This is a genomic window from Marinobacter sp. MIT932201 (assembly GCF_047123295.1).
GTDB classification, from domain to species: domain Bacteria; phylum Pseudomonadota; class Gammaproteobacteria; order Pseudomonadales; family Oleiphilaceae; genus Marinobacter; species Marinobacter salsuginis.
Genome location: NZ_CP138917.1, coordinates 989430 through 1015352 on the forward strand (window position 1 = coordinate 989430; position 25923 = coordinate 1015352).

Genomic DNA, 25923 nt, shown 5'->3' on the forward strand with positions numbered 1-25923 from the left:
TCAGACTTTTTTGCAGGTATTTGATTTTACTTCTTTTCTTTTCCGTAATCTCACGATTTCATCGAATCCAGCCCTGTAACCTCTTGTCGTTAAAGGAAGTTTTCCAAGAGTGGCGCTGTTTGCGGCGCTTGCATTGTGTATTGCGTGTTTCTATAGTGTGCAGAAGTGGGAAAAAGTGGATTCTAGTGGTTTTTTGTGGATATCAGGCACCCAGAGACAGCGTAAATGAGCAATTTTCTTGGCAGTCATGCCATCAATATGGATGCGAAGGGTCGCCTGGCGATCCCCGCCAAGGTGCGCGAAGAGCTCGCGCAGGCCTGTGGTGGGCGCATTGTATTGACGGCAAACGCTGACGAGGAGCGGTGCCTGTTGCTTTATCCCGAGCCCGAATGGGAGGTTTTACGGCCCAAAATCGAGGCGCTTCCGAACATGAACAAAGCGGCCCGGCGTCTCCAGCGCCTGATCCTGGGTAACGCTGCGCCCATGGAGCTGGACTCTGCCGGCCGCATACTGATTCCGCCAACGCTGAGAAGCTATGCCCATCTGGAGAAGAAGCTGATGTTGATCGGGCAAGGCAAGAAACTTGAGCTCTGGAGCGAGGAGCGCTGGTTCGCCTGGCTGGATGAGTCCTCTGATGACGAAGAGATGCCGCCGGAGATGGAGGCGCTGTCCTTATGACCTCCGATCGCAATCAGGAGGCCGGGGCGGTGTACTCGCATCGCTCGGTACTCCTGGATTCGGCGGTCGACTATCTGGTTAACGACCCCGATGGCTATTACGTGGATGGCACCTTCGGACGGGGTGGCCACAGTCGCCTGATTCTGGGCCGTCTCGGAGAGTCGGGTCAGCTGCTTGGCATTGATAAGGATCCGGAAGCAATTCGCGCGGCGCGGGAGCTGGAAGCCCAGGATAGCCGCTTCCACTGTTTTCATGGTTCCTTTGCAGAGCTTGGCGCCGCGCTGGCCGGTCAGGGTTGGCAGACAGTCAATGGCGTTTTGCTGGATTTGGGCGTGTCATCGCCGCAGCTTGATGATGCCTCACGTGGCTTCAGTTTCATGCGGGATGGTCCGCTGGATATGCGCATGAACACCGAGCAATCGCCCAGTGCGGCGGAGTGGCTGGCAACGGCGGAAGAATCGGATATAGCGAATGTGATCTTCCGCTATGGCGAGGAACGGTTCTCCAGGCGCATTGCGCGGCTGCTGGTCGAGCGTCGGCAAGAGGCGCCGGTCGAGACTACTCGTCAGTTGGCGGAGCTGGTCAGCGAGGCTGTGCCCAAGAAAGAAAAGCACAAGCATCCGGCCACTCGGACGTTTCAGGCCATCCGGATTTTTATCAACCGGGAACTGGAGGATCTGGAAATCGGCCTTCAGTCTGCTGTTGACCACCTGGCACCCGGCGGGCGCCTGGTGGTGATCAGTTTTCATTCGCTGGAAGACCGGCTGGTCAAGCGATTCATGAGGGATCTGGCCCGGGGGCCGCAGCTGCCCAAGGGTGTTCCGGTAACCGCGGAACAGGAAGCGTCGGACTTCCGGCTTGTTGGCAAGGCCAGCAAGGCTGGCGCTGACGAAGTAAGTGACAACGTACGTGCCCGCAGCGCAGTCATGCGGGTTCTGGAACGCACAGATACCAGAAAAAACTCGCAGGGGAGCGCGTGACATGGGCGCGGTAGCCATTGAAGAGCCGGTAAAAACGGCAAAGCTGAACAAACAGATGGTCCGGGACGGCGTTGCAACTGCAGTCCGGATTTCAAGGCAGGTGTTTGCTGCGACGAAGCAAGGCAGAGTGCTGGTCTCGCTCGGGCTGGTTGCCGTGTTGCTGGCCTCCTCCATCGGCGTGGTGGTCAGTGCTCACGAGAACCGGGAGCTCTTTAATACCCTGTCCCAGCTTCAGTCCGAGCGCGATCGCTACCAGAGCGAGTGGAGCCAGTTGCTGCTGGAGCAAAGCGCACTGAGCGCCCACGGGCGAGTGGAGAAACTGGCGGCCGAGCGTTTCGGCATGGTGGTGCCGGGGCGTCAGGACATTGTTCTGGTACCGCTGATGTCGCCGGTTGCTGACCGATAGTCAACGAAAACAACAACGATTCAGGGTGATCGACGTGTCCGATCAGGGAAAGAAGACAACATGGGGGCAGCGTCTGGCGTCCGGGCTGGCAGCCTGGCGTTTTGGCTCCGTCGTGGGCGTCTTTCTCCTGGTCGTAGGTGTGCTTGGCTGGCGCCTGGTTGACCTTCATGTAGTCGACAACGAGTTTCTGCGCAAGCAGGGAGATGTCCGGACCATCCGGGTTGAGAGTATTGATGCCCATCGTGGTGTGATCACTGATCGTTACGACGAGCCGCTGGCCGTCAGCACTCCGGTGCAGACCATCTGGGCCAATCCTTCGGAGGCCGATCCCGCCGAGGCGCGACTGACTAACCTCGCGCGGCTTCTGGATATCAATGAGGCTTCCCTCCGGCAGCGTCTGGAAGAGTACTCCGGACGGGAGTTTATCTACCTGCGCCGAAAGGTTCAGCCGGATCTGGCCAGAAAGGTCCTGGATCTGGAGATTGATGGTGTCTACGCCCGCCAGGAGTACCGCCGATATTACCCTGCGGGCGAAGTGACCGCTCACGTTGTGGGCTTCACAGATATTGATGAGCGTGGCCAGGAAGGGATCGAACTTGCCTACAACCAGTGGTTGTCCGGCGAAACCGGCCGCAAGCGTGTTCTGAAAGACAACCGGGGTCGAGTCATCAAGGATCTGACCCTGATTCGCGATGCCAGTCCGGGCCAGAATCTCGCGCTCAGCATTGATCTGCGCCTCCAGTACCTGGCTTACCGGGAACTCAAGGCGGTGGTGGCGGCTCATAATGCCAGAGGGGGCACGCTGGTCATGCTCGACGTGGATACCGGTGAGGTCCTGGCAATGGTCAACCAGGGGTCCTACAACCCCAACGATCGCAGCCAGCTTGCCGCCGAGAATCTCCGGAACAAGGCCATTACCGATCTGTTCGAGCCCGGCTCAACCATGAAGCCGATTACCATGGCGGCCGCCCTGGAGTCCGGCACTTACTCGGTTAACAGCACCATTGATACCAATCCGGGCTTTCGCCGGTTTGGTCGTTTTACCATTCGGGACCACCGCAACTATGGCGTGATGGATATGGCCGAGATCATCGTCAAATCCAGCAACGTTGGAATCAGCCAGATTGCCACCGATCTTGGTGGTGATGTGATTCGCGATCTTTACGCCAGGCTTGGGCTTGGCCAGCCAACGGGTATCGGTTTTCCGGGCGAAGCGGTGGGGGTCTTGCCATCGCCGCCCAAGTGGCGTCCAGTGGAAGAAGCAACGCTGTCTTATGGTTATGGCATGAGTGTGAATGCTCTTCAGCTGGCCCAGGCCTATATGGTGATTGCCAACGGTGGTGTGCGGTATCCACTGAGCCTGGTTCGGCAGGATAAAAAGCCGGAGGGGCAACGGGTGCTGTCGGAGCAGGTAACCCATCAGGTTCGCGCTATGTTGCGCGAGGCAGTGTCGAGGGGAACGGGTAAACGTGCACAGCCGGGATTCTACTCGGCCGGCGGCAAGACCGGGACGGTTCATCTTGTTGGTGCCCAGGGATACGAAGACAGCCAGTACAAGGCGATTTTTGCCGGTATGGCGCCCATTGATAATCCAAGACTGGTTACGGTTGTGGCCGTTGATGCGCCGCAGTCCGGAGAGTACTACGGTGGCGAAGTGGCGGCGCCGGTATTCTCACGGGTAATGAGTGACGCACTGCGACTGTTGAATGTGAAGCCTGAACTGGAAGTGGGAGAGGCCGAAATCGGTCCTTCTGCTACCGGAGAGCGAGGGTAAGCCTATGTGCATCACATCTCTCAGCACGTTATTGCAAGGTATTGTGGCGGTTCCATCGGTCTTCGACGTGACCATTCACGGTCTGAAAACCGACAGCCGGGAAGTCGCCTCCGGCGATGCGTTTATAGCCCTTTCGGGTGCCAAAACGCCCGCTGATTTTTACGTGGACAAGGCGATCACCGCTGGCGCGACGGTCATCCTTTTGGAAACCGAACAGGCCGGCGAGTGCGCAGAGCACCACGGCGCCCTGATAGTGCCTGTTGCCGGCCTGCGCGGTTTGGTGGGTCGAATTGCAGATCGGTTCTTTGAGCACCCCTCCCAACGTCTTCGCCTGATCGGTGTAACCGGAACCAATGGCAAGACGTCGGTCTGCCAGTATGTGGCGCAGTTGCTCAGGGAAACTGGTACCCCGTGCGGCATCCTCGGCACTCTGGGCTACGGCATGCCTGGTTCGCTTCAACCAGCAACTCACACCACGCCGGATGCGGTTCAGGTCAATCGTGTCCTGTCCCGGATCGTGAAGCAGGAGGGTCGCGCTGCCGTGATGGAGGTGTCCTCCCACGCGCTGGATCAGGGTCGGGTGGACAACATCTCCATGACCGGGGCCGTGTTTACCAATCTCACCCGGGATCATCTCGACTATCACGGCTCCATGGAAGCCTATGGTGCGGCCAAGGCACGCCTCTTCGAACGAGAGGAGCTGCACTTTTCGGTGATCAACTTTGACGATCCTTTCGGTCGGCAGCTGTTTGAACAGCTTGAAGGCAAATGTGACCGGGTGCGCTATAGCCTCCACGAGGCCCAGACAGAGCTATGGTTGCGCGAGTTCCGGCCAACCGACGACGGTTTTGAAGCGGAAGTGGATGGCGAGTGGGGGCGGTTTGTTATCGCGGTTCCCCTGATGGGCAGCTTCAACGCAAGTAATGTCCTGGCGGCGATGGCGACAGTCCTCACGCTCGGGGTTCCGGTCGATCGTGTACAGCAGGCCGTCGGCCGACTCGCGCCGCCCCCTGGCAGGCTTGAGAGATTCGATGGTGCCAATGGGGTCAGAGTGGTGGTTGATTACGCCCACACTGCCGATGCCTTGGCCAATGCCCTGGCTGCACTGCGACCTCATGTGGACGGCGAACTGATTTGTGTTTTCGGTTGCGGCGGTGACCGTGATACCGGCAAACGTCCGGACATGGCCCGGGAAGCCGAGAAGCTGGCGGACCGTGTAGTGGTAACTGACGACAATCCCCGTAGTGAACATCCTGAAGCAATTGCGCGGGATATCCTTGCCGGATTCTCGGATTCAGCAAAGGTGACGGTCATTCATGACCGGGCCGAGGCCATCCAGTCGGCGATCCGTTCTGCTACTCCGAACGACCTCGTTTTGATCGCAGGAAAAGGGCATGAGGCCTACCAGGAAATCGCCGGCCAGAAATACCCATTCAGCGATGCTGAGCAGGTTCGCCACAACTTGAAACTCAACGGGGGTGTGGCATGATGCGCGCCTTTTCGCTGGCCGAAGCCAAGGGTTGGCTCGACGCCGAATGCGCCTCGGGCGACCTCGAGTCAGTGGCGTTCACTGGGGTTTCTACCGACACCCGTACCCTGGAACAAGGGCAGCTGTTCGTGGCGCTTTGCGGCGAAAACTTTGATGGCCACCGGTTCCTGCAACAGGCGTTGGCCAAGGGCGCGGTTGGGCTGGTAGTCGATACGCCTGACAACAGTGTCGACCTGCCCCAGTTAGTGGTAGACGACACGTTGGATGCCCTGGCCAGGCTTGCTTTGGGCAACCGCGGAGAAAGCAAAGCCAGCATTCTTGCCATCACCGGTAGCAGCGGCAAGACCACGGTCAAGGAGATGTGTGCCGCCATTCTCTCGCAGATGGGCAAGACGCTTTCCACAAAAGGCAACCTGAATAATCACATCGGTGTTCCGCTTACCCTGTTTGGTCTTTCGCCAGAGCATCAGTATGGCGTGATCGAGCTGGGTGCCAGCGGGCTGGGTGAAATTGCCCATACGGTTGCCCTTGCGAAGCCCCGCGTTGCCATCCTCACCAATGCGGGCGAGGCCCATCTGGAAGGGTTTGGCAGCTACGAGAATATTGTGCTGGCCAAGGGTGAAATCATTGATGGCGTGGCGGCAGACGGGCTGATGGTGCTGAACCGCGACGATCCGGCTTTCGAGCAGTGGCGAACGCGTGCTGGAGCCCGTCGTGTTGCCGGAGTGAGCCGTCTCGGTTCCGAAGCCGACTATCACGCGGTCCTCGTGAGCCAGGACGCTGGAACCAGAATCCTTCAGGTGAGCGGTCCGGACGGCTGGCAGTGCCGGGTCACCCTGGGACTTGAGGGTGACCACAACATTACCAATATGCTGCTTGCCATCGCAGCCACCCGCGAGCTGGGCGCCAGTGATCGGGCGATTGTCGAAGGGCTGGCCAGTGTTGCGCCGGTAAAGGGGCGGCTCCAGGTTCTGATGCTGTCACCGGAGCTGACGCTGATTGACGACAGTTACAACGCCAACCCGTCCTCCATGAAGGCCGCGCTTGGAGTTCTGGCCGGGCGCGAGGGTCGGAAAGTGGCTGTGCTTGGTGCCATGGCAGAGCTTGGCGCCGAGGCCAGGACCCTGCACCGTGAGGTTGGGGAATGCGCCCGGGAGCGCGGTATTGATCGACTGATTACCGTGGGGCCGGGTTGCGAGGGTTATGCCGACGGGTTTGGAGAGTCCACGGAACTTGGGCTGAGCCACGAGCAGGCTGTCGAATCGGCCATTGGGGACAAAAACACACCATTGACAGTGCTGGTCAAGGGTTCTCGCAGTTCCGCCATGGAGCGTGTGGTGGAGGGGATTAAAGAAAAGGTGAATAACTCATGCTGCTCTGGCTGACAGAGGTTCTATCACAGTATTTCTCGGCACTGACGGTGTTTCAGTATCTGACCCTGCGGGGAATTCTGGGCACACTCACGGCGCTGCTGATTTCGCTGATCATCGGCCCGGTGATGATCCGCAAGCTGAGCCAGTACCAGATTGGCCAGGCGGTGAGGGATGACGGTCCCCAGACCCACCTCAGCAAAGCCGGCACGCCGACCATGGGGGGCGCGCTGATCCTGGTGGCCATTGGCATCAGCACGCTGCTTTGGGCCGATCTTGGTAATCGCTATGTCTGGGTTACGCTCCTGGTGACGCTTCTGTTCGGCGCCATCGGCTGGGTTGATGACTATCGCAAGGTGGTGGAGCGCAATCCGAGAGGTCTGCCGGGTCGCTGGAAATACTTCTGGCAGTCGGTCATTGGTGCCACGGCGGCCGTGGTTCTGTTCTTCAGCTCGGCGTTGCCGCAGGAGACCTCTCTGTACGTGCCGTTCGTCAAACAGGTGTCCCTCACTCTTGGTCCGGTATTGTTCATCCTGCTGAGCTACTTCGTCATTGTCGGCAGCAGCAACGCGGTCAACCTGACTGACGGTCTGGACGGGCTGGCCATTATGCCAACGGTCATGGTCGCAGGCGCTCTCGGCATCTTCGCCTACCTGTCCGGGCACGCCCAGTTCGCCAACTACCTGCTGATCCCGCACCTTCCGGGCACCGGTGAGCTTATCGTTTTCTGTGGCGCCCTGGTCGGAGCCGGGCTTGGTTTCCTCTGGTTCAACACCTATCCGGCCCAGGTATTCATGGGTGATGTGGGCGCTCTCGCGCTTGGGGCAGCCCTGGGTGTGGTTGCGGTTATTGTTCGCCAGGAAATCGTCCTGTTCATCATGGGCGGTGTGTTCGTGATGGAGACCATATCGGTGATCCTGCAGGTTGCATCCTTCCGACTGACCGGTCGGCGGATCTTCCGCATGGCGCCGCTGCATCATCACTTCGAATTGAAAGGCTGGCCGGAGCCGAGGGTGATCGTCCGGTTCTGGGTGATCACCGTTGTTCTGGTCCTGATTGGCATTGCCAGTCTGAAACTGAGATAGGAAAGCACAGCAACTATGAGTGTCATTGTTTCGGATCGTCGCACACTGGTCGTAGGGCTCGGTAAAACCGGGCTTTCCTGCGTGCGCTATCTGTCCGAACAGGGACGGGACGTCACTGTGGCCGACAGCCGTGAGGCCCCTCCCGGTCTTGAGCAGCTGAGAGCAGGCTGGCCGGATGTTCCTGTGCACCTGGGGACCTTTGACAAAGAACTGTTTGCCGGCTTCAACGAGCTGGTGGTAAGCCCGGGCATCGCCATTTCGGAGCCTGCCATTGCCGCTGCTGCGGGCCAGGGCGCCAGAATCCGCGGCGACATTGATCTGTTTGCCGAGGCTGCCGATGCGCCCATTGTGGCCATTACCGGTTCCAATGGTAAAACCACCGTCACCACCCTGGTGGGTGAAATGGCAAAGGCCGCCGGCCGGAAGGTCGCTGTCGGCGGCAATATCGGCACCCCCGCGCTGGATCTACTGGGGCAGGGCGCCGATCTGTACGTACTCGAGCTGTCGAGTTTCCAGCTCGAGACTACGGACGAACTGAACGCCCTGGCGGCGACGGTACTGAACGTCAGCGACGATCACATGGATCGTTACCCGAACAAGATGGCTTATTTTCAGGCCAAACAGCGGATTTTCCGGGGCTGCAAGAACGCCGTTGTCAATCTGGACGATGCGCTGAGCACACCCATGGCGAGGGACAACCTCAGGTTCCTGTGTTTCGGCTTCCACCGGGTGAATCCCGAGACCTTCAGTACCCGGGACGATGACCAGGGTACCTGGATTACTTTTGGTTTCGACAACCTTGTGTTGGCCAGTGAACTGAAACTGATGGGGCATCACAATATAAGCAACGTGATGGCTGCGCTGGCACTGGGTCATGCCGCTGGTCTGCCCATGGATGTCATGCTGAAGGTTGCCCGGGAATTCCCGGGCCTGCCGCATCGATGCGAGTTTGTGCGCCGTGTGAACGATGTGGATTTCATCAACGATTCCAAGGGCACCAATGTCGGCGCCACGGTAGCCGCCATTGAAAGCCTTGCACCCGCCAATGGCAAAGTCGTGCTGATTGCCGGTGGTGATGGCAAAGGGGCCGATTTCACTGCGCTGGAAGCCCCCATTGCGCTCTATTGTCGGGCGGTGCTGGTGATTGGTCGTGATGCATCGGCGATCGCCGATGTGCTGGGAAGCGGCATTCCGGTTCATCGGATGGACAGCCTCGCCGAGGCGGTCTCTCGCTCCGCGGAGCTGGCGGTGCCCGGGGATCGGGTCCTGCTTTCGCCGGCCTGCGCGAGCTTTGATATGTTCCGTGATTATCTTGATCGCGGTGACCAGTTCCGATCTCTGGTGGAGGGCCTGTGATGCACGCAGATCTTTCCCTGCAGAACCGGAATCAATGGCTGGGCGAGGTCCAACCGCTGCCGATGCTGGTGATCAGTTCGGTCGCCTTGCTGGTGCTCGGGGTTGTCATGATTTCCTCGGCGTCCATGGATATGGCCGCTGAGACCATGGGCAACAGTTACCACTATGTGATTCGCCAGCTGATGTTTGCCGGTCTTGGCTGCCTGCTGGCGCTGGTCGCCGTGAACGTTCCGGTGGCATGGTGGGAGCGCAGTGGCTGGTTGCTCCTGGGCATCGGTCTGCTGGCCCTTGTTCTGGTGCTTACGCCGCTGGGGCGTACCGTTAACGGCTCCACTCGCTGGATTCCGTTTGGGCTGTTTAATGTCCAGGTTTCGGAAGTGGCGAAGCTCTGCCTGATTGCCTATCTGGCCGGCTACGTGGTCCGTCGCCGGGATGAATTGCTCAATACCTGGCCTGGCTTCCTCAAACCGCTGGTAGTTCTTGGTCTGGCATCGGTGCTGCTGGTTATTCAGCCGGATTTCGGTGCCACGGTGGTGCTGGTGACGGCCGCGGCGGGCATGATTTTCCTGAGCGGTGTGCGGCTTAGCCGGTTTGTACCTTTGATCGGTACGCTGGTGGTTTTGGGTGCCATTCTGATCGTTACCCAGCCCTATCGGCTGAAACGGGTTGTCAGTTACCTCGACCCCTGGAAAGACCAGTTCGACAGCGGATACCAGTTGACCCAGTCGCTGATTGCCTTCGGTCGGGGAGACTGGGGCGGTGTCGGCCTGGGCAATTCCATCCAGAAGCTGTTCTACCTGCCAGAGGCACACACCGACTTCATCTTTGCCATTATCGCGGAAGAGTTCGGACTCCTCGGATCGCTGCTGGTACTCAGCCTGTTCACCCTGCTGGTAGTGACCGGTTTTGTCATTGCCCGCCGGGCAGAGAAAGCGGATATGCCGTTCGGCGCCTGTTTTGCCTATGGTCTGACCCTGCTGATCGGCCTGCAGGCGGGCATCAATATGGCGGTCAGTACCGGCCTGTTGCCGACCAAGGGGCTGACCCTGCCGTTGGTCAGTTACGGCGGGTCCAGCCTGATGATCACCTGTATCTGCATTGGCATTCTGGCCCGGGTGGAAATGGAGCGTCTTGATCAGGAAAAACTGGCCCGGGAAAAGGCCGGTCCGAAGGCGCGGGGAGGTGCGGTGTATGACTGAGCAGCGCCGCTTCCTGATGATGGCCGGCGGCACCGGAGGCCATGTGTTCCCGGCCCTCGCAACGGCGAGGGCGCTTGAAGCCCGTGGTCACCAGGTGTACTGGCTCGGTGCCAGTGGTGGCATGGAACAGAGGCTGATCGGCGAAACCGATATTCCGCTGTCACTGATTCACATTTCCGGTTTGCGCGGCAAGGGCAAACTGGCCCTGGTGCTGGCCCCGTTCCGCCTGATGCGCGCACTCGGTGAGGCGTTCACCATCCTGCGCCGGATTCGCCCGGACTGTGTCGTCGGTATGGGAGGGTTTGTCACCGGGCCAGGTGGTGTGGCCGCCTGGTTGAACCGCACACCCCTGGTGATTCATGAACAGAACGCCATTGCAGGCATGACCAACCGGATTCTGGTGCGATTTGCAGAAACCGTACTGGAAGCGTTTCCCGGCAGCTTTGGGCCAAAAGTCGTTACCCGCTGTACCGGCAATCCGGTCCGGGAGGATCTCGCGAACCTGCCGGTACCCGAGCAGCGGATGGCAGGGCGGGAAGGTGCCCTCAGGTTGCTGGTGGTTGGTGGCAGCCTGGGCGCCCAGGTGTTCAACGAACAACTGCCCGAAGCCCTGGCCATGTTGCCGGAGGCCGATCGGCCGGTGGTTCGTCACCAATGTGGTGAGCGCCATGCAGATGCAGCCCGGCAGGCCTATGAGCAACACGGGGTTGAAGCCAGCGTGGAGCCGTTTATCAAGGATATGGCAGAGGCCTATCAATGGGCCGACCTGGTACTTTGCCGGGCCGGCGCACTCACGGTTTCCGAACTGTGTGCGGCCGGTATCGGCGCAGTACTGGTGCCATTTCCCCACGCGGTGGATGACCACCAGACGAAAAATGGCCAACAGATGGTGGCGGCGAAAGCAGCCATCCTCATCCCCCAATCAAAGATGACCCCGGCGGTGCTGGCGGAAACTCTGGGCGATCTGGCCCGGGATCGCAGCCGGGCAACAGATATGGCAAAGGCCGCTCGAACGCTGGCCCGCCCCGATGCAACGGAGAGAGTCGTGAATTACTGTCTGGAGGCCGCCAATGGCTGATGCAACCAATCCGCCCCTGGTCTATCAGGTGCCTGAAATGCGCCGGATCCGTCACATCCACTTCGTGGGGATTGGTGGTGCAGGGATGAGCGGCATCGCCGAGGTTCTCAAGAACCAGGGCTACGACGTTTCCGGCTCGGATCTGAAAGAAGGTGCGGTGACCGATCGCCTGAAAGCCATGGGCGTGGAAGTCCAGATCGGCCACCGGGAGGAAAACAGCGCCAGTGCCGATGTGGTTGTGGTTTCTTCGGCGGTATCCGCGGAAAACCCGGAAGTTGTGGCCGCACGCAGTCGTCGGGTGCCGATCGTACCCAGGGCAGAAATGCTGGCGGAAATCATGCGCTACCGTCATGGCATTGCCGTGGCTGGAACCCACGGCAAGACCACCACCACAAGCCTGATTGCATCCATTCTAGGCGAGGCGGGTCTGGACCCCACGTTTGTCATTGGCGGCAAGTTGAACAGCGCCGGTACCAACGCCCAGCTGGGCGGATCCCGTTATCTGGTGGCGGAAGCCGATGAGAGCGATGCCTCCTTCCTGCATTTGACGCCGGTGATTTCGGTGGTGACCAACATCGAAGCCGACCACATGGATACCTATGGCGGCGATGTTGAAAAACTGAAGCAGACCTTTGTGGATTTCCTGCACAACCTTCCTTTCTATGGCATCGCGGTGATGTGCGTAGACGATGGGTACGTTCAGGAAATCATTCCCCGGATTTCCCGGGCGATCATTACTTACGGCATTGACAACCCGGACGCGGACTACCGTGCCGAAGGCATCCACTCTGACGGTCTGCGCACCCACTTTGTGGTGAAGCGTCCGGCCGGGAGAAGTGATCTGACCGTCGAGCTGAAAATGCCGGGCCGACACAACGTACTGAACGCGCTGGCGGCCATTGCCGTGGCCACGGACGAAGGCGTTGACGATGACGCCATCTGCCGCGGGCTGGCTGGTTTTGCCGGTGTCGGGCGCCGGTTCCAGGTTTACGGCGATTACAAGACACCCAAGGGTACAGTAACGCTGGTAGACGATTACGGTCATCACCCCACGGAAGTGGAGGCAGTAATCCGCGCGGCACACGATGCCTGGCCGGACCGTCGCCTGGTCATGCTTTACCAGCCGCATCGGTTTACCCGGACACGAGACCTTTACGAAGACTTCGTTCGGGTCCTCTCCGAAGTGGACGCGTTGCTGTTGATGGACGTGTATTCCGCCGGCGAACCGGCGATTCCGGGTGCCGATGGTCGGGCCCTGTGTCGCAGTATTCGCCAGCGTGGGCAGGTGGAGCCGGTCTTCGTCGAGGATAACCGGGAGATCGAAGCCCTGTTGGCCAATGTTCTGAAGGATGGTGACCTGCTGATAACCCAGGGAGCAGGCGATATTGGCGGTGTGGCTTCGCGGCTGGCGGCCGCGGGAGTGATTGCGGGTGAGTGATATGCATCATAACGAAACGCAGGCCTATCAGGCAGATCCCGAGCTCGTAAGGGCCCTCGGACGAGTCGCTGTCTTCATGGGCGGCGATTCCGCAGAGCGGGAAGTGTCCCTGAAAAGCGGCAAGGCGGTACTGGCAGCACTGGTATCTGCGGGCGTGGATGCCTACGCGGAGGACGTTCAAGGCTGTCTTCTGAAAACGGTCGATAATCCGCAATTTGATCGTGTCTTTATTGCCCTGCATGGCAGGGGCGGCGAGGACGGTACCTTGCAGGCCATCCTTTCGCAGGCCGGGATTCCGTATACCGGCAGTGAGGTTCTGGCCTCCGCCCTGGCCATGGACAAGCTCAGAACGAAGTACGTCTTCGAAGGTTGCGGCCTGCCGACGCCGAAGTTCCGGACCATGACCAGCGTCGACCAGGCGGACCAGATTATCGGTGAATTGCGCGCGCCACTGAGCGTGAAGCCTTCCCGGGAAGGTTCCAGTATCGGTATCCGGAAGGTGCATACCGCCGCCGAGCTGGCAGATGCGTACGAAGCTGCGGCCGCGCTGGACAGCCTTGTGCTGGTGGAGGAATGGATCGAGGGGCCCGAGTTCACCGTCAGTCTGTTGCAGGATCAGGCGCTTCCGGCCATCGGTCTGAGTGCCAGCACTGAGCACGTTTTTTACGATTATGACGCCAAGTACCTGGCGGACGACACCCGATACCAGATTCCCTGTGGATTGGCACCCGAGGACGAAGTTCGCCTCCAGCACCTGGCTCTGGATGCGTTTCGGGTTGTTGGCTGCCGGACCTGGGGGCGGGTTGACATCATGCAGGACAGCGACGGTCAGTTCTGGCTGTTGGAAGTCAACACGGTGCCCGGAATGACCGACCACAGCCTGGTGCCCATGGCAGCGAAGGCGGCAGGCATCAGTTTCGAAGAGCTGGTGGTCCGGATACTGAAGGACACCCTGGAGGGCGCCGATGCTTGAAACACTGCTGATCCGGAGCCGGGCGACACCGTCCGAGCCCCCGCGACGCCGGGGGGCAACGTCCCTTGGTCCTGAGCGGGACCGGTTTGGAGTGTTGAAAGGTGTGCTGGCGGCCGTGCCCTGGCTTCAGGTGGGCATGGGCGCCGTGATCGTATTGTTGGCCGCGCTGGTGCCCTGGGGCACCGGAAAGGTGCTGGGGGCCATGGATCAGCAGATCCTGGCGGTGGATGTAAAAGGGGATTTCGTGGGCGACAGCCGGGTGGCTATTGAACGTGCGGCTGGCGACTGGATCGGCAAGAGCTATTTCGCCACGGACCTCTCAGAAATCAAGGAAAGCCTGGAGCGCCGGCCCTGGGTTGAGTCCGCTGCCTTGCGCCGGGTCTGGCCGGATCGGCTGGTGATCGATATCCGGGAAAAAAAAGCCCCTGGCTTACTGGACCGACGGGCGCCTGGTCAGCCGGACTGGAGAATTGTTCGCGCCGTCCAACCCGGAAGTGGCGGGGCGGTTACCGAGACTCGCGGGGCCGGATGAAAGGGTGCGGGATGTGATCAATATGGCGCGGACCATGAGTGACAAGCTGGTCGCCCGGGGACTGGGATTTTCTGGCCTGGCCCTGGAGCACCGGGGCGCCTGGACCCTGCAGCTGGCCAATGGCATCGAAGTGGTGCTTGGCCGGGATCAGGTGGAGCAGCGATTCGAGCGGTTTATCACGGTTTATGAAAACCGGCTGGCAGCACGGTCGGACGAAGTCAGTCGGGTGGATGCCCGTTACACCAATGGTGTGGCGGTCAAATGGAAAGCTGTCGAGACAGCCTCCAGCCCAAAATCATAGCAACGGTTAATTCAGACCTACGGTTTGGTGGAACACATGTCATCGGTTGAAACGGAAAACATGATTGTCGGCCTCGATATCGGAACCTCCAAGGTGGTTGCGATTGTCGGCAAGCGCAAGATGGACGGCACCATCGAAGTGGTGGGCATTGGCTCTCACCCTTCCCGGGGCCTCAAGCGTGGAGTGGTGGTGAACATCGAAACCACCGTCCAGGCCATTCAGCGCGCTGTGGAAGAGGCAGAGTTGATGGCCGGTTGCCGCATTCACTCGGTGTATGCGGGCATTGCGGGCAGCCATATCAAGAGCCTGAACTCCCACGGGATCGTTGCCATCCGTGACCGTGAAGTCACCCAGGCCGACATTGACCGGGTGATTGATGCCGCCCAGGCGGTCGCGATTCCGGCAGACCAGAAGATCCTTCACATTCTGCCCCAGGAGTTCGTGATCGACAGCCAGGAAGGCATCAAGGAACCCATGGGGATGTCCGGTGTACGCCTGGAGGCAAAGGTTCACCTGGTGACCTGCGCGGTGAATGCCGCCCAGAACATCGAGAAATGCGTCAAGCGCTGTGGCCTGGAGGTCGACGACATAATCTTGGAGCAGCTGGCTTCCAGTCACGCCATCCTCACCGAAGACGAAAAGGAACTTGGGGTCTGCGTCGTCGATATCGGTGGCGGCACCACCGACATTGCCGTGTTTACCGGCGGTGCGATTCGACACACGGCGGTAATTCCGATCGCCGGCGACCAGGTCACCAACGACATTGCCATGGCACTGCGCACACCCACGCAGAACGCCGAAGAAATCAAGATCAAGTATGCCTGCGCCCTGACCCAGTTGGCCGGCGCGGATGAAACCATCAAGGTGCCCAGTGTGGGCGATCGCGCACCGCGGGATCTTTCCAGGCAGGCCCTGGCTGAGGTGGTGGAGCCACGTTATGAGGAGCTGTTCACCCTGGTGCAGTCGGAATTGCGCCGGTCCGGGTTCGAGGATCTTATTCCGGCAGGCATCGTGATAACCGGCGGTTCGTCCACCATGGAAGGGGTGGTGGAACTGGCCGAAGAGATCTTCCACATGCCGGTAAGGCTGGCCTGTCCGCAGGCAGTTTCCGGCATGACGGAGGTAGTCAATAACCCCATCTACGCCACTGGCGTCGGGTTGTTGATTCATGGTTTCCGCCAGATGGACCTGGGGCGGGCACCGGTGCTCAAGGGTGAAGATGCACCCTCGCTGTTTGAGCGCATGAAAGCCTGGTTTACCGGTCATTTCTGACGGAACCGGGTGGGTAGTACACGAAGGTATCTCGAAAACACAATCTCGAACAAACAGCCCGGAACAAGGGCTGAAAACAGCACGAAGGAGTAGGGGAAATGTTTGAACTCGTCGATAATGTCCAGCAAAACGCTGTCATTAAAGTCGTCGGTGTAGGCGGTGGTGGCGGTAACGCCGTTCGCCATATGCTTAACAGCGACATCGAAGGTGTGGAATTTATCTGTGCCAACACAGATGCGCAGGCGCTGACCGATATGGACGCGCGCCAGATCATTCAGCTCGGTGGCAACATCACCAAGGGGCTGGGTGCCGGCGCCAATCCGGAGGTTGGTCGTCAGTCCGCCCTGGAAGATCGTGATCGCATTGCCGAGGCCATCAAGGGCGCGGACATGGTTTTCATCACCGCAGGTATGGGCGGTGGCACCGGTACCGGCGCTGCGCCGATCGTGGCGGAAGTGGCCCGTGAGCTCGGCATTCTGACCGTTGCCGTGGTCACCAAGCCGTTCATGTTCGAAGGTGGCAAGCGCATGAGCGTTGCCGAATCCGGTCTGAAAGAGCTGGAAGAAAGCGTCGACTCCCTGATCACCATCCCCAACGAGAAGTTGCTGGCCGTGATGGGCAAGAAAACCAGCCTGCTGGACGCCTTTGCCGCCGCCAATGACGTGCTTCTGGGTGCGGTTCAGGGCATCGCCGACCTGATTACCCGCAACGGTATGATCAACGTCGACTTTGCCGACGTGAAGACCGTCATGTCCGAAATGGGTATGGCGATGATGGGCACAGCTCGCGCGACTGGCGAAAACCGTGCGCGGGAAGCCGCCGAAGCGGCCGTTCGCAGCCCGCTGCTGGAAGACATCAACCTGCAGGGTGCCAAAGGTATTCTGGTCAACATCACCGCCGGTATGGACCTCAACCTGGGCGAATTCTCCGAGGTTGGCGACATTGTGCGCGAGTTTGCGTCTGATTCTGTCACGGTGGTTGTTGGTACCGTCATCGATCCGGAGATGACCGACGAACTCAAGGTAACGGTTGTTGCGACCGGTCTGGGCGGTGATCGCGAGAAGCCGACCAAGGTGGTGGACAACACCCGCACCCTGGACGGCAAAACCGATTACAACCAGCTGGATCGTCCTGCTGTTCTGCGTCGCCGGGCCGTTTCCCACGGGAACGTAGCTATCGACCAGAGCAAGGACAGCGAGGAGCAGGGTGTCGACTATCTCGATATTCCCGCATTCCTCCGTCGTCAGGCTGACTGATAATCTGGTGCAATTGTGATCCGGTTCCGGTTTGTCATCGAAATATGGAACCCGAAAACCGGTGAATACGTGCACCGATTGCCAATAGTTGCGCGCTGAATGAACATTCGGCAACAACGGATTGGTTAAATGGTATTCAGTCTTATTTTCTGATATTCTCCGGGCAGATTTTTGCCTAGAATATCGCCTTTTTGTGACGGAATTATGTACCGATGATCAGACAACGGACACTTAAAAACACCATCCGTGCCACCGGTGTTGGCTTGCACTCGGGTGAGAAGGTCTATCTGACCCTCAAGCCCGCTCCGGTGGACTCCGGTATCATCTTCCGCCGTACCGATCTGGACCCGATGGTTGAGATTCGTGCTTCTGCGGAAAATGTGGGTGAGACCATGCTGTCCACGACGCTGGTAAAAGACGGTGTCCGTGTGGCGACTGTTGAGCATTTGCTCTCGGCCATGGCTGGTCTCGGGATTGATAACTGTTTCGTCGAGCTTAGCGCCGCGGAAGTGCCCATCATGGACGGCTCTGCCGGTCCGTTTGTGTTTCTTCTGCAATCCGCCGGTATTGCCGAGCAGGATGCGGCCAAGCGTTTTATCCGCATCAAGCGTGAGGTTACGGTTGAGGAAGGCGACAAGAAAGCGACCCTGCTGCCTTTCGAGGGCTTCAAGGTCAGCTTCGGAATCGACTTTGATCACCCGGTGTTCAAAGGCCGCGCCCAGACCGCAACCGTTGATTTTTCCAGCACTTCCTTTGTCAAGGAAGTGAGCCGAGCACGGACCTTCGGGTTCATGCGTGACATCGAAAAATTGCGTGCCATGAACCTCGCCCTTGGTGGCAGTGTGGATAACGCTATCGTTGTGGATGACTACAAGATCCTCAACGAAGACGGTCTGCGCTATGACGATGAATTCGTGAAGCACAAGCTGCTTGATGCCATCGGTGACCTTTACCAGTTGGGTAACAGCCTGATTGGTGAGTTCCGCGGTATCAAATCCGGTCACGATCTGAACAACAAGCTGTTGCGCAAGCTCAGGGCAGAAGAGGATGCCTGGGAAGTGGTTACCTTTGATGATGAGGCCACTGCCCCGATTTCCTACATGAAGCCTGTGCTGGCGGCGGGTTAAAGCCGGACGCTTTAATCCCGGACGTGGCTAGCGAGTTTTTCGAGAACCTCGCGTAATGCTTTATCCTTCGTGTGCCCGGCTTCCTCTTTGAGGAGCCGGGCATTTTCTTTACTCAAGGGCTCCTTCTTGAACACCGGTTTTTCCCGGAATCGTGGCGGCGCAACCTTGACCCTCAGTTTCCAGACGAACCGGAAGAGTTCGTTCTCTCTAAGCTTTTCCATGATCTCGTGCTGGCGGAACCGGATCTGACTGGCCTTCCCGGCGGTTTCGGCTGTCAGAGCCAGTTCGCCGTCTTTGCAGCTGACAAAGCGTGTGCCCTTAACCAGATCCTGCGGTAGGGCTGCGAGAACTTCTGCCTCTGCCTGTCGGTGAAGTTCGGCCTTTGCCACTAGATCCTTGAGTACCGGGGTCTTGCCCAGCTTGTCGAAGGTCATTTTTTGCTCGCTTTTGCGTTTCATGGCGGCGTTTTTACTCGACGGCTCCGTTTACGATTGGTTACACTTCGGCACGGTTTATGCGTAGTGCCTGTATTACACTCGTTTTACATTGTGATAAATGAGTATGTCTACCGGGCGCTGCAATTTTTTCAGTATGTAGCTGTTGCCAAAGGATGGCAGACCCCCTTCGGATTTTTCCGGGGCGCAACACTACAGGATGCGGTTGCGGCTCAACGATGAAACCTGATGATGATATGAACATTATTTTCGTTGGCAAACACCACGGAAAATCCCGGGTGTTGTCTATCAACAGTACGCTTGCTGTTGCGCTGGTGTTTCTGGTGCTTTCCCTGCTGGTTGCCGCGGGTTGGGCCGGTTACCAGACGGCGATTGAGCAGGTAGAGGCCAGGGAGCCCACCAACGCCGAACTGGTGGCCGAGTGGCAGCTGAAGCTGGCAGAGCAGAAGGCGGAGTTGGCCAACATCGAAGAGAACGTCCAGCAACAGGTAGATGCATTGACTCTGCGCCTGGGCGAGATTCAGGGCCGGTTATTGCGCCTGGATGCCCTGGGCCAGCGTTTTGTGGAATCCGGCCTGGTGGCCAGCGATGAATTCAACTTCGATCAGCCTGCTGCGGTGGGTGGCCCGGAGGATGCCTTGTCCGGCGATTCCTTCTCCGCGCCCGAGCTGACCCGCATGATCGAGGAGATGGAATGGCGAATCGAAGACCGTGAACAGCAACTTCGTTTGCTCGACCAGTTGGCATCCAGCAAACGGCTTGAGGACGAACTGTACCTTGAAGGTCGCCCGATAACCTGGGGTTGGCTGTCCTCCAAGTACGGCTACCGTTCCGATCCGTTTACCGGCAAGCGTACCTGGCATGCCGGGGTTGATCTGGCCGGTAAGGATGGCAGCGATATTATCTCGGTTGCGGGCGGTGTGGTGACCTATGCCGGCGAGCGCTATGGCTACGGTAACCTTGTTGAAGTCGATCATGGCGATGGTCTGATCACCCGCTATGCTCATTGCAAGACGATCAAAGTGGAAGTGGGTGATGTTGTTCAGAAGGGCCAGGTAGTCGCGCTGATGGGCAGTACCGGGCGTTCCACCGGTCCTCATGTGCATTTTGAAGTCATTCGGAATGGCAAGTCTGAAAACCCGGAAACCTACATCAAGCGTGCCAGCCGCTGATCCGGTCCCGGCGCCACAGCTTTCACAATCTCTCCGTCAACCGGCTCCGGGCCGGTTTTTATCTGTGAATCCGGTGCCTCACCGGCGACTTCTTGCGCCTGTGTGAGGCCTGCCTTTTGTCCTGTTACAAAATAAGGTTAGAATGCCGGCTTCCTCCGTTTAATCAAAGAAGCAGTGGTCTATGTTCACAAAGCTTGCAACTAAGATGTTCGGCAGTAAAAACGCCAGAGAAATCAAGAGAATGCGTAAATCTGTCATGCGCATCAATGAGCTTGAAGAGCAGTATGGCAATCTGTCCGACTCCGAGTTGCAAGGTAAGACCGCGGAGTTCCGTCGCCGGCTTGATGAAGGCGAATCCCTCGACGCCCTGCTGCCTGAAGCCTTCGCGACCGTGCGTGAAGCAGGCCGTCGCGTTATGGGAATGCGCCATTACGACGTCCAGCTGATTGGTGGTATCACCCTGCACGAAGGCCGTATCGCGGAAATGAAAACCGGTGAGGGTAAAACTCTGGTTGCCACTGCTGCGGTGTATCTGAACGCGCTGCCCGGCAAAGGCGTCCACGTGGTTACCGTGAACGATTACCTGGCCCGCCGTGATGCCGAGTGGATGGGTAAGCTCTACCGGTTCCTGGGCATGCAGGTGGGTGTAGTGGCCTCGGGCCAGCCGGCGGAAGAAAAGCGCGCGGCGTATCAGGCGGATATTACCTACGGTACCAACAACGAATTTGGCTTCGACTATCTGCGTGACAACATGGCGTTCAGTACCGAGGACAAGGTCCAGCGCGGGCTGAACTACGCGATCGTGGACGAAGTGGACTCGATCCTGATCGATGAGGCCAGAACGCCGCTGATCATCTCGGGTGCGGCTGAGGACAGTTCAAAACTGTACCAGGCCATCAATGAGCTGATTCCGGGCCTGGAAAAAGGTGAGGTGCCTGAAGAGGGTGAGCCTACCGGCGACTTCACCATCGACGAAAAATCCCGCCAGGTGGAATTGACCGAGGGCGGTCACGAGAAAGTTGAAGAATTGCTGCTTGAGCGTGGCCTTCTGAAGGAAGGAGAGAGCCTGTATTCAGCGGCCAACCTCAGCCTGCTGCACCACGTGCACTCGGCACTGCGGGCCCACCATCTGTTCCAGAAAGACGTGGATTACATTGTTCAGGGCGGCCAGGTGGTCATCGTGGACGAGCATACCGGCCGTACCATGCCGGGGCGCCGCTGGAGCGAAGGCCTGCATCAGGCGGTTGAGGCCAAAGAAGGCGTCAAGATCCAGGCCGAAAGTCAGACTCTCGCGTCCACGACGTTCCAGAATTATTTCCGGCTCTACGACAAGCTGGCCGGCATGACCGGTACCGCAGACACCGAAGCTTTCGAATTCCGTCAGATCTACGGCCTCGACGTGGTGGTCATTCCGCCCAACAAGCCGATTCAGCGGACTGACTACAACGATCTGGTGTATCTGACTCAGGAAGAGAAATTCCACGCGATCATTGATGAGATCAAGGATGTCACCGCCGAAGGGCGCCCGATCCTCGTGGGTACCGCGTCTATCGAGGCTTCCGAGCTTCTTTCTGTGCTGCTCAAGAAGGCGCGGATCGAACACAAGATCCTGAACGCCAAGCAGCACGAATCCGAAGCCCATATCATTGCCCAGGCGGGCCGGCCGGGCGCAGTCACCATCGCCACCAACATGGCCGGTCGTGGTACCGATATCGTACTCGGCGGTAACTGGGAGCACGAAGTCGCCGCCATGGAGAATCCCTCGGAAGAGGAGGTTGCCCGGGTCAAGGCGGAATGGACCGAGCGCCACAATCAGGTTCTTGAGGCCGGTGGCCTGCACATCATTGGTACCGAGCGTCACGAATCCCGCCGGATTGATAACCAGCTTCGTGGCCGTGCCGGTCGCCAGGGCGATCCCGGTTCCTCACGGTTCTTCCTGTCCCTGGAAGACAACCTCATGCGTATCTTCGCACCTGACCGGGTCAAGAGCCTGATGCAGGCAATGGGCATGAAAAAGGGTGAGGCCATTGAACACCGTATGGTGACCAATGCGATCGAGAAATCCCAGCGCAAGGTCGAAGGCCGCAACTTCGATATGCGGAAGACGCTGCTGGAATACGACGACGTGGCCAACGATCAGCGGACGGTCATCTACGACCAGCGTAATGAGGTCATGTCCTCAAACGATATCTCGGACATGGTCAAGACCATCCGGGAGGACGTTGTCGATTCGCTGATCAGTGAATACATCCCGCCCCAGAGCATGCCCGAACAGTGGGACATCACTGGTCTGGAAGCACAGCTCCAGTCCGAGATGGCCATTGATCTTCCAGTACAGAAGTGGCTGGAAGAAGATAACAAGCTGTATGAGGAAAACCTGCGCCAGAAGATTCTGGACGAGATTGTCGCCGCCTACGAAGCCAAGGAAGAAATCGCCGGCTCAGAGGCCATGCGCAAGTTCGAAAAGCAGGTCTTCCTGCAGGTGTTGGATACCCTCTGGAAAGAGCATCTTTCCAACATGGACCATCTGCGCCGGGGCATCCATCTGCGGGGTTATGCCCAGAAGAACCCCAAGCAGGAGTACAAGCGCGAGGCGTTCAACCTGTTTGAAACCATGCTTGATACCATGAAACGGGACGTCACCCGCGTACTCTGCCATGTTCGTGTCCAGAGCCGTGAAGAAATGGAAGAAGTCGAGCGCCGTCGCAAGCAGGAACTGGAAGAAGAGCTTGCCAAGGCTCGCCTGCGCCACGATGAGACCAGCGCCACGGCCCAGAGTCAGGGCGAGGGCAACGCTGACGATTCCCGCCAGTCGACCCCCGAAACCTTCGTTCGACAGGAGCGCAAGGTGGGTCGAAATGAACCCTGCCCCTGCGGGTCCGGCAAGAAGTACAAGCAGTGTCATGGCAAGGTCAGCTAATACAGACTACTGACTGCACCATCGGAACCCGCAATCTGCCAGCCACGACTGGTGGACTGCGGGTTTTTTCGTTTCCAGCGGGTTGTGCGGTACTTCGAGCGCAACCCCAGACAAGAGGAGTGGCAGAATGGCGGTAGGTCCGGGAACCTTACCTGAGTTTCACCCGGTGGCGGGGGTTAAGATCGGTATAGCCAGTGCAGGCATCAAGAAGCCGGGACGGAAGGACGTGGTTGTATTTGAGCTGGCCCCGGAAAGCCGGGTTGCCGGGATTTTCACGAAAAACCAGTTCTGCGCGGCACCGGTTACTCTCAGCCGCCGACATCTGGCCGAGACCTCGCCCCGGTATCTGCTGATCAATACCGGTAACGCCAATGCCGGCACCGGTGAGCAGGGCATGCGGGATGCCGTGGCCTGCTGCCAGGCTCTGGCAAGCCAGGCGGGCGTTGCCGAAGCCGAGATCCTGCCGTTTTCCACGGGCGTGATTGGCGAGCCGCTGCCGGTGCAGAAGATTGTCGGCGCCCTTCCGGACGCCCTGGCGAACACCGCCGAGAACCGCTGGGCAGAGGCCGCCAGCGGCATCATGACCACGGACACCCGCCCAAAAGGCGCCTCCTGTCAGGTGGAGCTGGACGGTCACATGGTCACCATCTCTGGCATCAGCAAGGGTGCGGGGATGATTCGCCCGAACATGGCGACCATGCTCGGGTTTATTGCCACCGATGCCCGGATTGCGCCAGAGCTGCTGCAGACTCTGGCCTCCGAGCTGGGAGAGAAATCCTTCAACCGGATTACCATTGATGGCGATACCTCCACCAATGATGCCTGCATGCTGATGGCCAGTGGCCAGTATTCCGGCCCCGAGATTACCGCCTCCAGTTCGACGCTGCCAAAGCTGCGGGAGGCGCTGCACAAGGTCTACCTGGAACTGGCTCACGCCATCGTCCGTGACGGTGAAGGCGCTACCAAGTTTGTCACCATTGATGTGAGCGGCGCTGCCAGCCAGCAGGAAGCGCTGGATGTGGCATACACCGTGGCACATTCGCCGCTGGTCAAGACGGCGCTGTTCGCCTCGGACCCGAACTGGGGAAGGATCCTCGCGGCAGTCGGGCGCGCCGGTGTCGACGGACTGGACCTTGAGGCCCTGGAAATCTACCTGGGGGATGTCTGCCTGGTTCGCAACGGTGGTCGCGCTGACGACTATTCCGAGGCCCGTGGCCAGGCCGTGATGGATCGGGAAGAGATCACCATTGCCATTGACCTCAAGCGGGGAGAGGTAAGGGAGACGGTGTGGACCTGCGACTTCTCCCATGATTACGTCACCATCAACGCCGAGTACCGTACCTGACCATGTCTGACTCTGAGTCTGCGTCGGAAGCCGGGGTGAAAGAAGTTCACGTTGCCGTTGCGGTTATTGTCCGGGATGGACGGGTGCTGATTGCGCGGCGGCCAGACCATGTCCACCAGGGCGGTTTGCTGGAGTTTCCCGGTGGCAAGGTTGAGCCGGGGGAGAGTGTCCAGGCTGCACTGGTGCGTGAGATTGCCGAAGAAACCGGTCTTCGTGTGCCTGAGGATTCCCTGGAGCCTGTCATCGGAATTCGCCACGACTACGGTGACAAGCGAGTTTTTCTGGACGTCTGGGAAACCGGGGCGGCGGAAGGCGAAGCAACAGGGTGCGAGGGGCAACCCGTTGAATGGCTCGCCCCGGATCAGCTACGGGACGAGGATTTCCCGGCCGCCAACCGGCCAATCATTCGTGCTCTGCGGTTACCCCGGCAGCTTGCGATCACTGGCGAAACCGGTGACCTGAAGCCGACGGTTAAACGCCTTGAGATGGGGCTTGAACTCGCGAGGCCGCCCCTGGTGGTGCTCCGGGCCCCGGCCTTGAGCGAGCGGGCGTACCGGCAGCTGGCTGAGGAAGCGGTGTCAGTTTGTGACCGGGCCGGAGTCGCGCTCATGGTTCACGGTGGTCCCGAGATATTCCGTGCGACCCCCGGTGCCCGGGGGCTGCATTTGCCCTGGCGCGAGGCTGCGGCGCTCTCGGCCCGGCCGGTTCCGCAAGAAGTGTGGTTGGGAGTTTCCTGTCATAGCCGGCAGGAAATCGATCATGCAGAGGCTATTGGCGCGGACTACGTGACATTGGGGCCTGTTCAGCCCACGGAAAGTCACCCGGGTGCGCCCACCCTCGGTTGGCCGGCCTTTGCCGAGCTGGTGTCGGAAGCTGCGCTGCCGGTCTTTGCGCTTGGCGGGCTGTCGTCCGGCGATATTCATGCAGCCCGTCAATGTGGCGGCCAGGGAATAGCCGGCATCGGCTTCTGGTGGCCCCGGAACTGACGCTTGTCAGCGACGCCGGGCCCATCTCTGTTATGCTGTCGTTCCTGCATTTTTCACTATCTTGCACAACCGATTCCGGGGGATTCCGTGAGCAAACTGACCCATCTCGATGACAAGGGCGAAGCCCGCATGGTGGATGTAACCGACAAGGCGGCCACTGAGCGGGAGGCGCGCGCTGAAGCCACCATCCGCATGGCGCCGGAAACCCTGAATATGATTATTGAGGGTGAGCACCCCAAGGGTGATGTGCTGGCCGTTGCCCGAATTGCCGGCATCATGGCGGCCAAGAAAACCCATGACCTGATTCCCCTGTGTCACGCACTGAACCTGACCTCCGTGAAAGTCGAACTGAACCCGGGCAGCGATGGGGCATCTGTACATATTCTCACCCGCTGCAAACTGTCCGGTCAGACCGGTGTGGAAATGGAGGCGCTGACAGCAGCAAGTGTTGCAGCACTGACGCTTTACGACATGTGCAAGGCCGTAGACCGTGGCATGGAGATCGGTTCGGTGCGTCTGTTGGAGAAGAAAGGCGGCCGGAGTGGCCACTGGGTCGCCGATAACGCCTGATCTGGCGAACCGCTGCGCTCGTACAAGCTGGTTACCAGAACCACTCCGGAGGAGCGACAGTGCCGAGACTACGCCAAGCGGGCGGGCCCGTGCTAGAATGCGCGGCCCGATTGACTGAACCACGAGGAAACACTGTGGCTGTTCGTTACATCCAGACCTGC

General features: G+C 59.2%; 21 protein-coding genes and 1 pseudogene. 21 read left to right on the plus strand and 1 reads right to left on the minus strand.

Annotated features, from left to right (window positions below):
* The first annotated feature begins 225 nt into the window (after positions 1-225).
* The 16 genes and pseudogenes from mraZ to lpxC all read left to right on the plus strand — a co-directional run bounded on the left by mraZ (position 226) and on the right by lpxC (position 18314).
* Positions 226-678, plus strand: a complete 453-nt coding sequence (gene mraZ / locus SIC15_RS04500; RefSeq protein ID WP_064227001.1) for a division/cell wall cluster transcriptional repressor MraZ — start codon at positions 226-228, stop codon at positions 676-678.
* Positions 675-1658: a 16S rRNA (cytosine(1402)-N(4))-methyltransferase RsmH gene (rsmH, locus tag SIC15_RS04505; protein ID WP_136631474.1), complete on the plus strand. Its 984-nt coding sequence runs from the start codon at positions 675-677 to the stop codon at positions 1656-1658. Before mraZ ends, rsmH begins: the two co-directional genes overlap by 4 nt.
* A gap of 1 nt (position 1659) precedes the next feature.
* On the plus strand, positions 1660-2064 hold the full coding sequence (gene ftsL / locus SIC15_RS04510; protein ID WP_069184001.1) for a cell division protein FtsL: 405 nt from the start codon (positions 1660-1662) through the stop codon (positions 2062-2064).
* Between the two features lie 34 nt (positions 2065-2098).
* The gene (locus SIC15_RS04515) at positions 2099-3838 is read left to right on the plus strand and encodes a peptidoglycan D,D-transpeptidase FtsI family protein (RefSeq protein WP_412537146.1); all 1740 of its coding nucleotides are present in this window, start codon (positions 2099-2101) and stop codon (positions 3836-3838) included.
* A gap of 4 nt (positions 3839-3842) precedes the next feature.
* On the plus strand, positions 3843-5327 hold the full coding sequence (locus SIC15_RS04520; RefSeq protein ID WP_136631475.1) for a UDP-N-acetylmuramoyl-L-alanyl-D-glutamate--2,6-diaminopimelate ligase: 1485 nt from the start codon (positions 3843-3845) through the stop codon (positions 5325-5327).
* The gene (locus SIC15_RS04525; RefSeq protein ID WP_412537147.1) at positions 5324-6712 is read left to right on the plus strand and encodes a UDP-N-acetylmuramoyl-tripeptide--D-alanyl-D-alanine ligase; all 1389 of its coding nucleotides are present in this window, start codon (positions 5324-5326) and stop codon (positions 6710-6712) included. Before SIC15_RS04520 ends, SIC15_RS04525 begins: the two co-directional genes overlap by 4 nt.
* Entirely contained in the window at positions 6697-7782 is a 1086-nt protein-coding gene (mraY, locus tag SIC15_RS04530) for a phospho-N-acetylmuramoyl-pentapeptide-transferase (protein ID WP_064227007.1), read from the plus strand. The genes SIC15_RS04525 and mraY overlap by 16 nt, the downstream gene beginning before the upstream one ends.
* A 15-nt stretch (positions 7783-7797) precedes the next feature.
* Positions 7798-9138 carry a UDP-N-acetylmuramoyl-L-alanine--D-glutamate ligase gene (murD, locus tag SIC15_RS04535; RefSeq protein WP_412537148.1) on the plus strand — a complete coding sequence of 447 codons (1341 nt, stop codon included), beginning with the start codon at positions 7798-7800 and terminating at the stop codon, positions 9136-9138.
* The gene (gene ftsW, locus SIC15_RS04540; protein WP_209398888.1) at positions 9138-10337 is read left to right on the plus strand and encodes a putative lipid II flippase FtsW; all 1200 of its coding nucleotides are present in this window, start codon (positions 9138-9140) and stop codon (positions 10335-10337) included. Before murD ends, ftsW begins: the two co-directional genes overlap by 1 nt.
* Complete coding sequence (gene murG, locus SIC15_RS04545) at positions 10330-11415, plus strand: undecaprenyldiphospho-muramoylpentapeptide beta-N-acetylglucosaminyltransferase (RefSeq protein WP_136631478.1); 1086 nt, start codon at positions 10330-10332, stop codon at positions 11413-11415. The genes ftsW and murG overlap by 8 nt, the downstream gene beginning before the upstream one ends.
* On the plus strand, positions 11408-12853 hold the full coding sequence (gene murC / locus SIC15_RS04550) for a UDP-N-acetylmuramate--L-alanine ligase (protein WP_136631479.1): 1446 nt from the start codon (positions 11408-11410) through the stop codon (positions 12851-12853). Before murG ends, murC begins: the two co-directional genes overlap by 8 nt.
* A 1-nt stretch (position 12854) precedes the next feature.
* The gene (locus SIC15_RS04555; protein ID WP_069183994.1) at positions 12855-13826 is read left to right on the plus strand and encodes a D-alanine--D-alanine ligase; all 972 of its coding nucleotides are present in this window, start codon (positions 12855-12857) and stop codon (positions 13824-13826) included.
* Positions 13819-14659: pseudogene (locus tag SIC15_RS04560) on the plus strand (cell division protein FtsQ/DivIB). The gene SIC15_RS04555 and the pseudogene SIC15_RS04560 overlap by 8 nt, the downstream one beginning before the upstream one ends.
* A gap of 36 nt (positions 14660-14695) precedes the next feature.
* Entirely contained in the window at positions 14696-15931 is a 1236-nt protein-coding gene (gene ftsA, locus SIC15_RS04565) for a cell division protein FtsA (protein WP_008176504.1), read from the plus strand.
* Positions 15932-16029: 98 nt separating this feature from the next.
* Positions 16030-17187: a cell division protein FtsZ gene (gene ftsZ / locus SIC15_RS04570; protein ID WP_412537149.1), complete on the plus strand. Its 1158-nt coding sequence runs from the start codon at positions 16030-16032 to the stop codon at positions 17185-17187.
* A gap of 212 nt (positions 17188-17399) precedes the next feature.
* Entirely contained in the window at positions 17400-18314 is a 915-nt protein-coding gene (gene lpxC / locus SIC15_RS04575; RefSeq protein ID WP_136631481.1) for a UDP-3-O-acyl-N-acetylglucosamine deacetylase, read from the plus strand.
* An 11-nt stretch (positions 18315-18325) separates the two neighbouring features.
* On the opposite strand, the gene SIC15_RS04580 is transcribed toward lpxC, so the two are convergent.
* Positions 18326-18772, minus strand: a complete 447-nt coding sequence (locus SIC15_RS04580) for a DciA family protein (protein WP_069183992.1) — start codon at positions 18770-18772, stop codon at positions 18326-18328.
* A gap of 215 nt (positions 18773-18987) precedes the next feature.
* On the opposite strand from SIC15_RS04580, the gene SIC15_RS04585 reads away from it, so the two are divergent.
* From SIC15_RS04585 to moaC, 5 genes are all read left to right on the plus strand, one after another.
* Positions 18988-19941 (plus strand): M23 family metallopeptidase, encoded by a 954-nt coding sequence (locus SIC15_RS04585; RefSeq protein ID WP_153634603.1) that lies wholly within the window; start codon positions 18988-18990, stop codon positions 19939-19941.
* A gap of 181 nt (positions 19942-20122) precedes the next feature.
* Positions 20123-22861, plus strand: a complete 2739-nt coding sequence (gene secA / locus SIC15_RS04590) for a preprotein translocase subunit SecA (protein WP_412537150.1) — start codon at positions 20123-20125, stop codon at positions 22859-22861.
* Between the two features lie 127 nt (positions 22862-22988).
* The gene (gene argJ, locus SIC15_RS04595; RefSeq protein ID WP_412537151.1) at positions 22989-24206 is read left to right on the plus strand and encodes a bifunctional glutamate N-acetyltransferase/amino-acid acetyltransferase ArgJ; all 1218 of its coding nucleotides are present in this window, start codon (positions 22989-22991) and stop codon (positions 24204-24206) included.
* 2 nt (positions 24207-24208) lie between these two features.
* Complete coding sequence (locus SIC15_RS04600; RefSeq protein WP_412537152.1) at positions 24209-25192, plus strand: Nudix family hydrolase; 984 nt, start codon at positions 24209-24211, stop codon at positions 25190-25192.
* A gap of 129 nt (positions 25193-25321) precedes the next feature.
* Entirely contained in the window at positions 25322-25762 is a 441-nt protein-coding gene (gene moaC / locus SIC15_RS04605; protein ID WP_412537587.1) for a cyclic pyranopterin monophosphate synthase MoaC, read from the plus strand.
* Positions 25763-25923 lie beyond the last annotated feature (161 nt).

What these genes read in the sequence shown, in the direction of transcription:
- ftsZ (WP_412537149.1), top strand. Translation starts at nt 16,030, where the DNA reads ATGTTTGAACTCGTCGATAATGTCCAGCAAAACGCTGTCATTAAAGTC.
- rsmH (WP_136631474.1), top strand. Translation starts at nt 675, where the DNA reads ATGACCTCCGATCGCAATCAGGAGGCCGGGGCGGTGTACTCGCATCGC.
- ftsA (WP_008176504.1), top strand. Translation starts at nt 14,696, where the DNA reads ATGTCATCGGTTGAAACGGAAAACATGATTGTCGGCCTCGATATCGGA.
- ftsW (WP_209398888.1), top strand. Translation starts at nt 9,138, where the DNA reads ATGCACGCAGATCTTTCCCTGCAGAACCGGAATCAATGGCTGGGCGAG.
- secA (WP_412537150.1), top strand. Translation starts at nt 20,123, where the DNA reads ATGTTCACAAAGCTTGCAACTAAGATGTTCGGCAGTAAAAACGCCAGA.
- murD (WP_412537148.1), top strand. Translation starts at nt 7,798, where the DNA reads ATGAGTGTCATTGTTTCGGATCGTCGCACACTGGTCGTAGGGCTCGGT.
- murG (WP_136631478.1), top strand. Translation starts at nt 10,330, where the DNA reads ATGACTGAGCAGCGCCGCTTCCTGATGATGGCCGGCGGCACCGGAGGC.
- argJ (WP_412537151.1), top strand. Translation starts at nt 22,989, where the DNA reads ATGGCGGTAGGTCCGGGAACCTTACCTGAGTTTCACCCGGTGGCGGGG.
- SIC15_RS04580 (WP_069183992.1), bottom strand. Translation starts at nt 18,772, where the DNA reads ATGAAACGCAAAAGCGAGCAAAAAATGACCTTCGACAAGCTGGGCAAG.
- SIC15_RS04525 (WP_412537147.1), top strand. Translation starts at nt 5,324, where the DNA reads ATGATGCGCGCCTTTTCGCTGGCCGAAGCCAAGGGTTGGCTCGACGCC.
- SIC15_RS04520 (WP_136631475.1), top strand. Translation starts at nt 3,843, where the DNA reads ATGTGCATCACATCTCTCAGCACGTTATTGCAAGGTATTGTGGCGGTT.
- SIC15_RS04555 (WP_069183994.1), top strand. Translation starts at nt 12,855, where the DNA reads ATGCATCATAACGAAACGCAGGCCTATCAGGCAGATCCCGAGCTCGTA.
- moaC (WP_412537587.1), top strand. Translation starts at nt 25,322, where the DNA reads ATGGTGGATGTAACCGACAAGGCGGCCACTGAGCGGGAGGCGCGCGCT.
- ftsL (WP_069184001.1), top strand. Translation starts at nt 1,660, where the DNA reads ATGGGCGCGGTAGCCATTGAAGAGCCGGTAAAAACGGCAAAGCTGAAC.
- SIC15_RS04585 (WP_153634603.1), top strand. Translation starts at nt 18,988, where the DNA reads ATGAAACCTGATGATGATATGAACATTATTTTCGTTGGCAAACACCAC.
- mraY (WP_064227007.1), top strand. Translation starts at nt 6,697, where the DNA reads ATGCTGCTCTGGCTGACAGAGGTTCTATCACAGTATTTCTCGGCACTG.
- murC (WP_136631479.1), top strand. Translation starts at nt 11,408, where the DNA reads ATGGCTGATGCAACCAATCCGCCCCTGGTCTATCAGGTGCCTGAAATG.
- SIC15_RS04600 (WP_412537152.1), top strand. Translation starts at nt 24,209, where the DNA reads ATGTCTGACTCTGAGTCTGCGTCGGAAGCCGGGGTGAAAGAAGTTCAC.
- lpxC (WP_136631481.1), top strand. Translation starts at nt 17,400, where the DNA reads ATGATCAGACAACGGACACTTAAAAACACCATCCGTGCCACCGGTGTT.
- mraZ (WP_064227001.1), top strand. Translation starts at nt 226, where the DNA reads ATGAGCAATTTTCTTGGCAGTCATGCCATCAATATGGATGCGAAGGGT.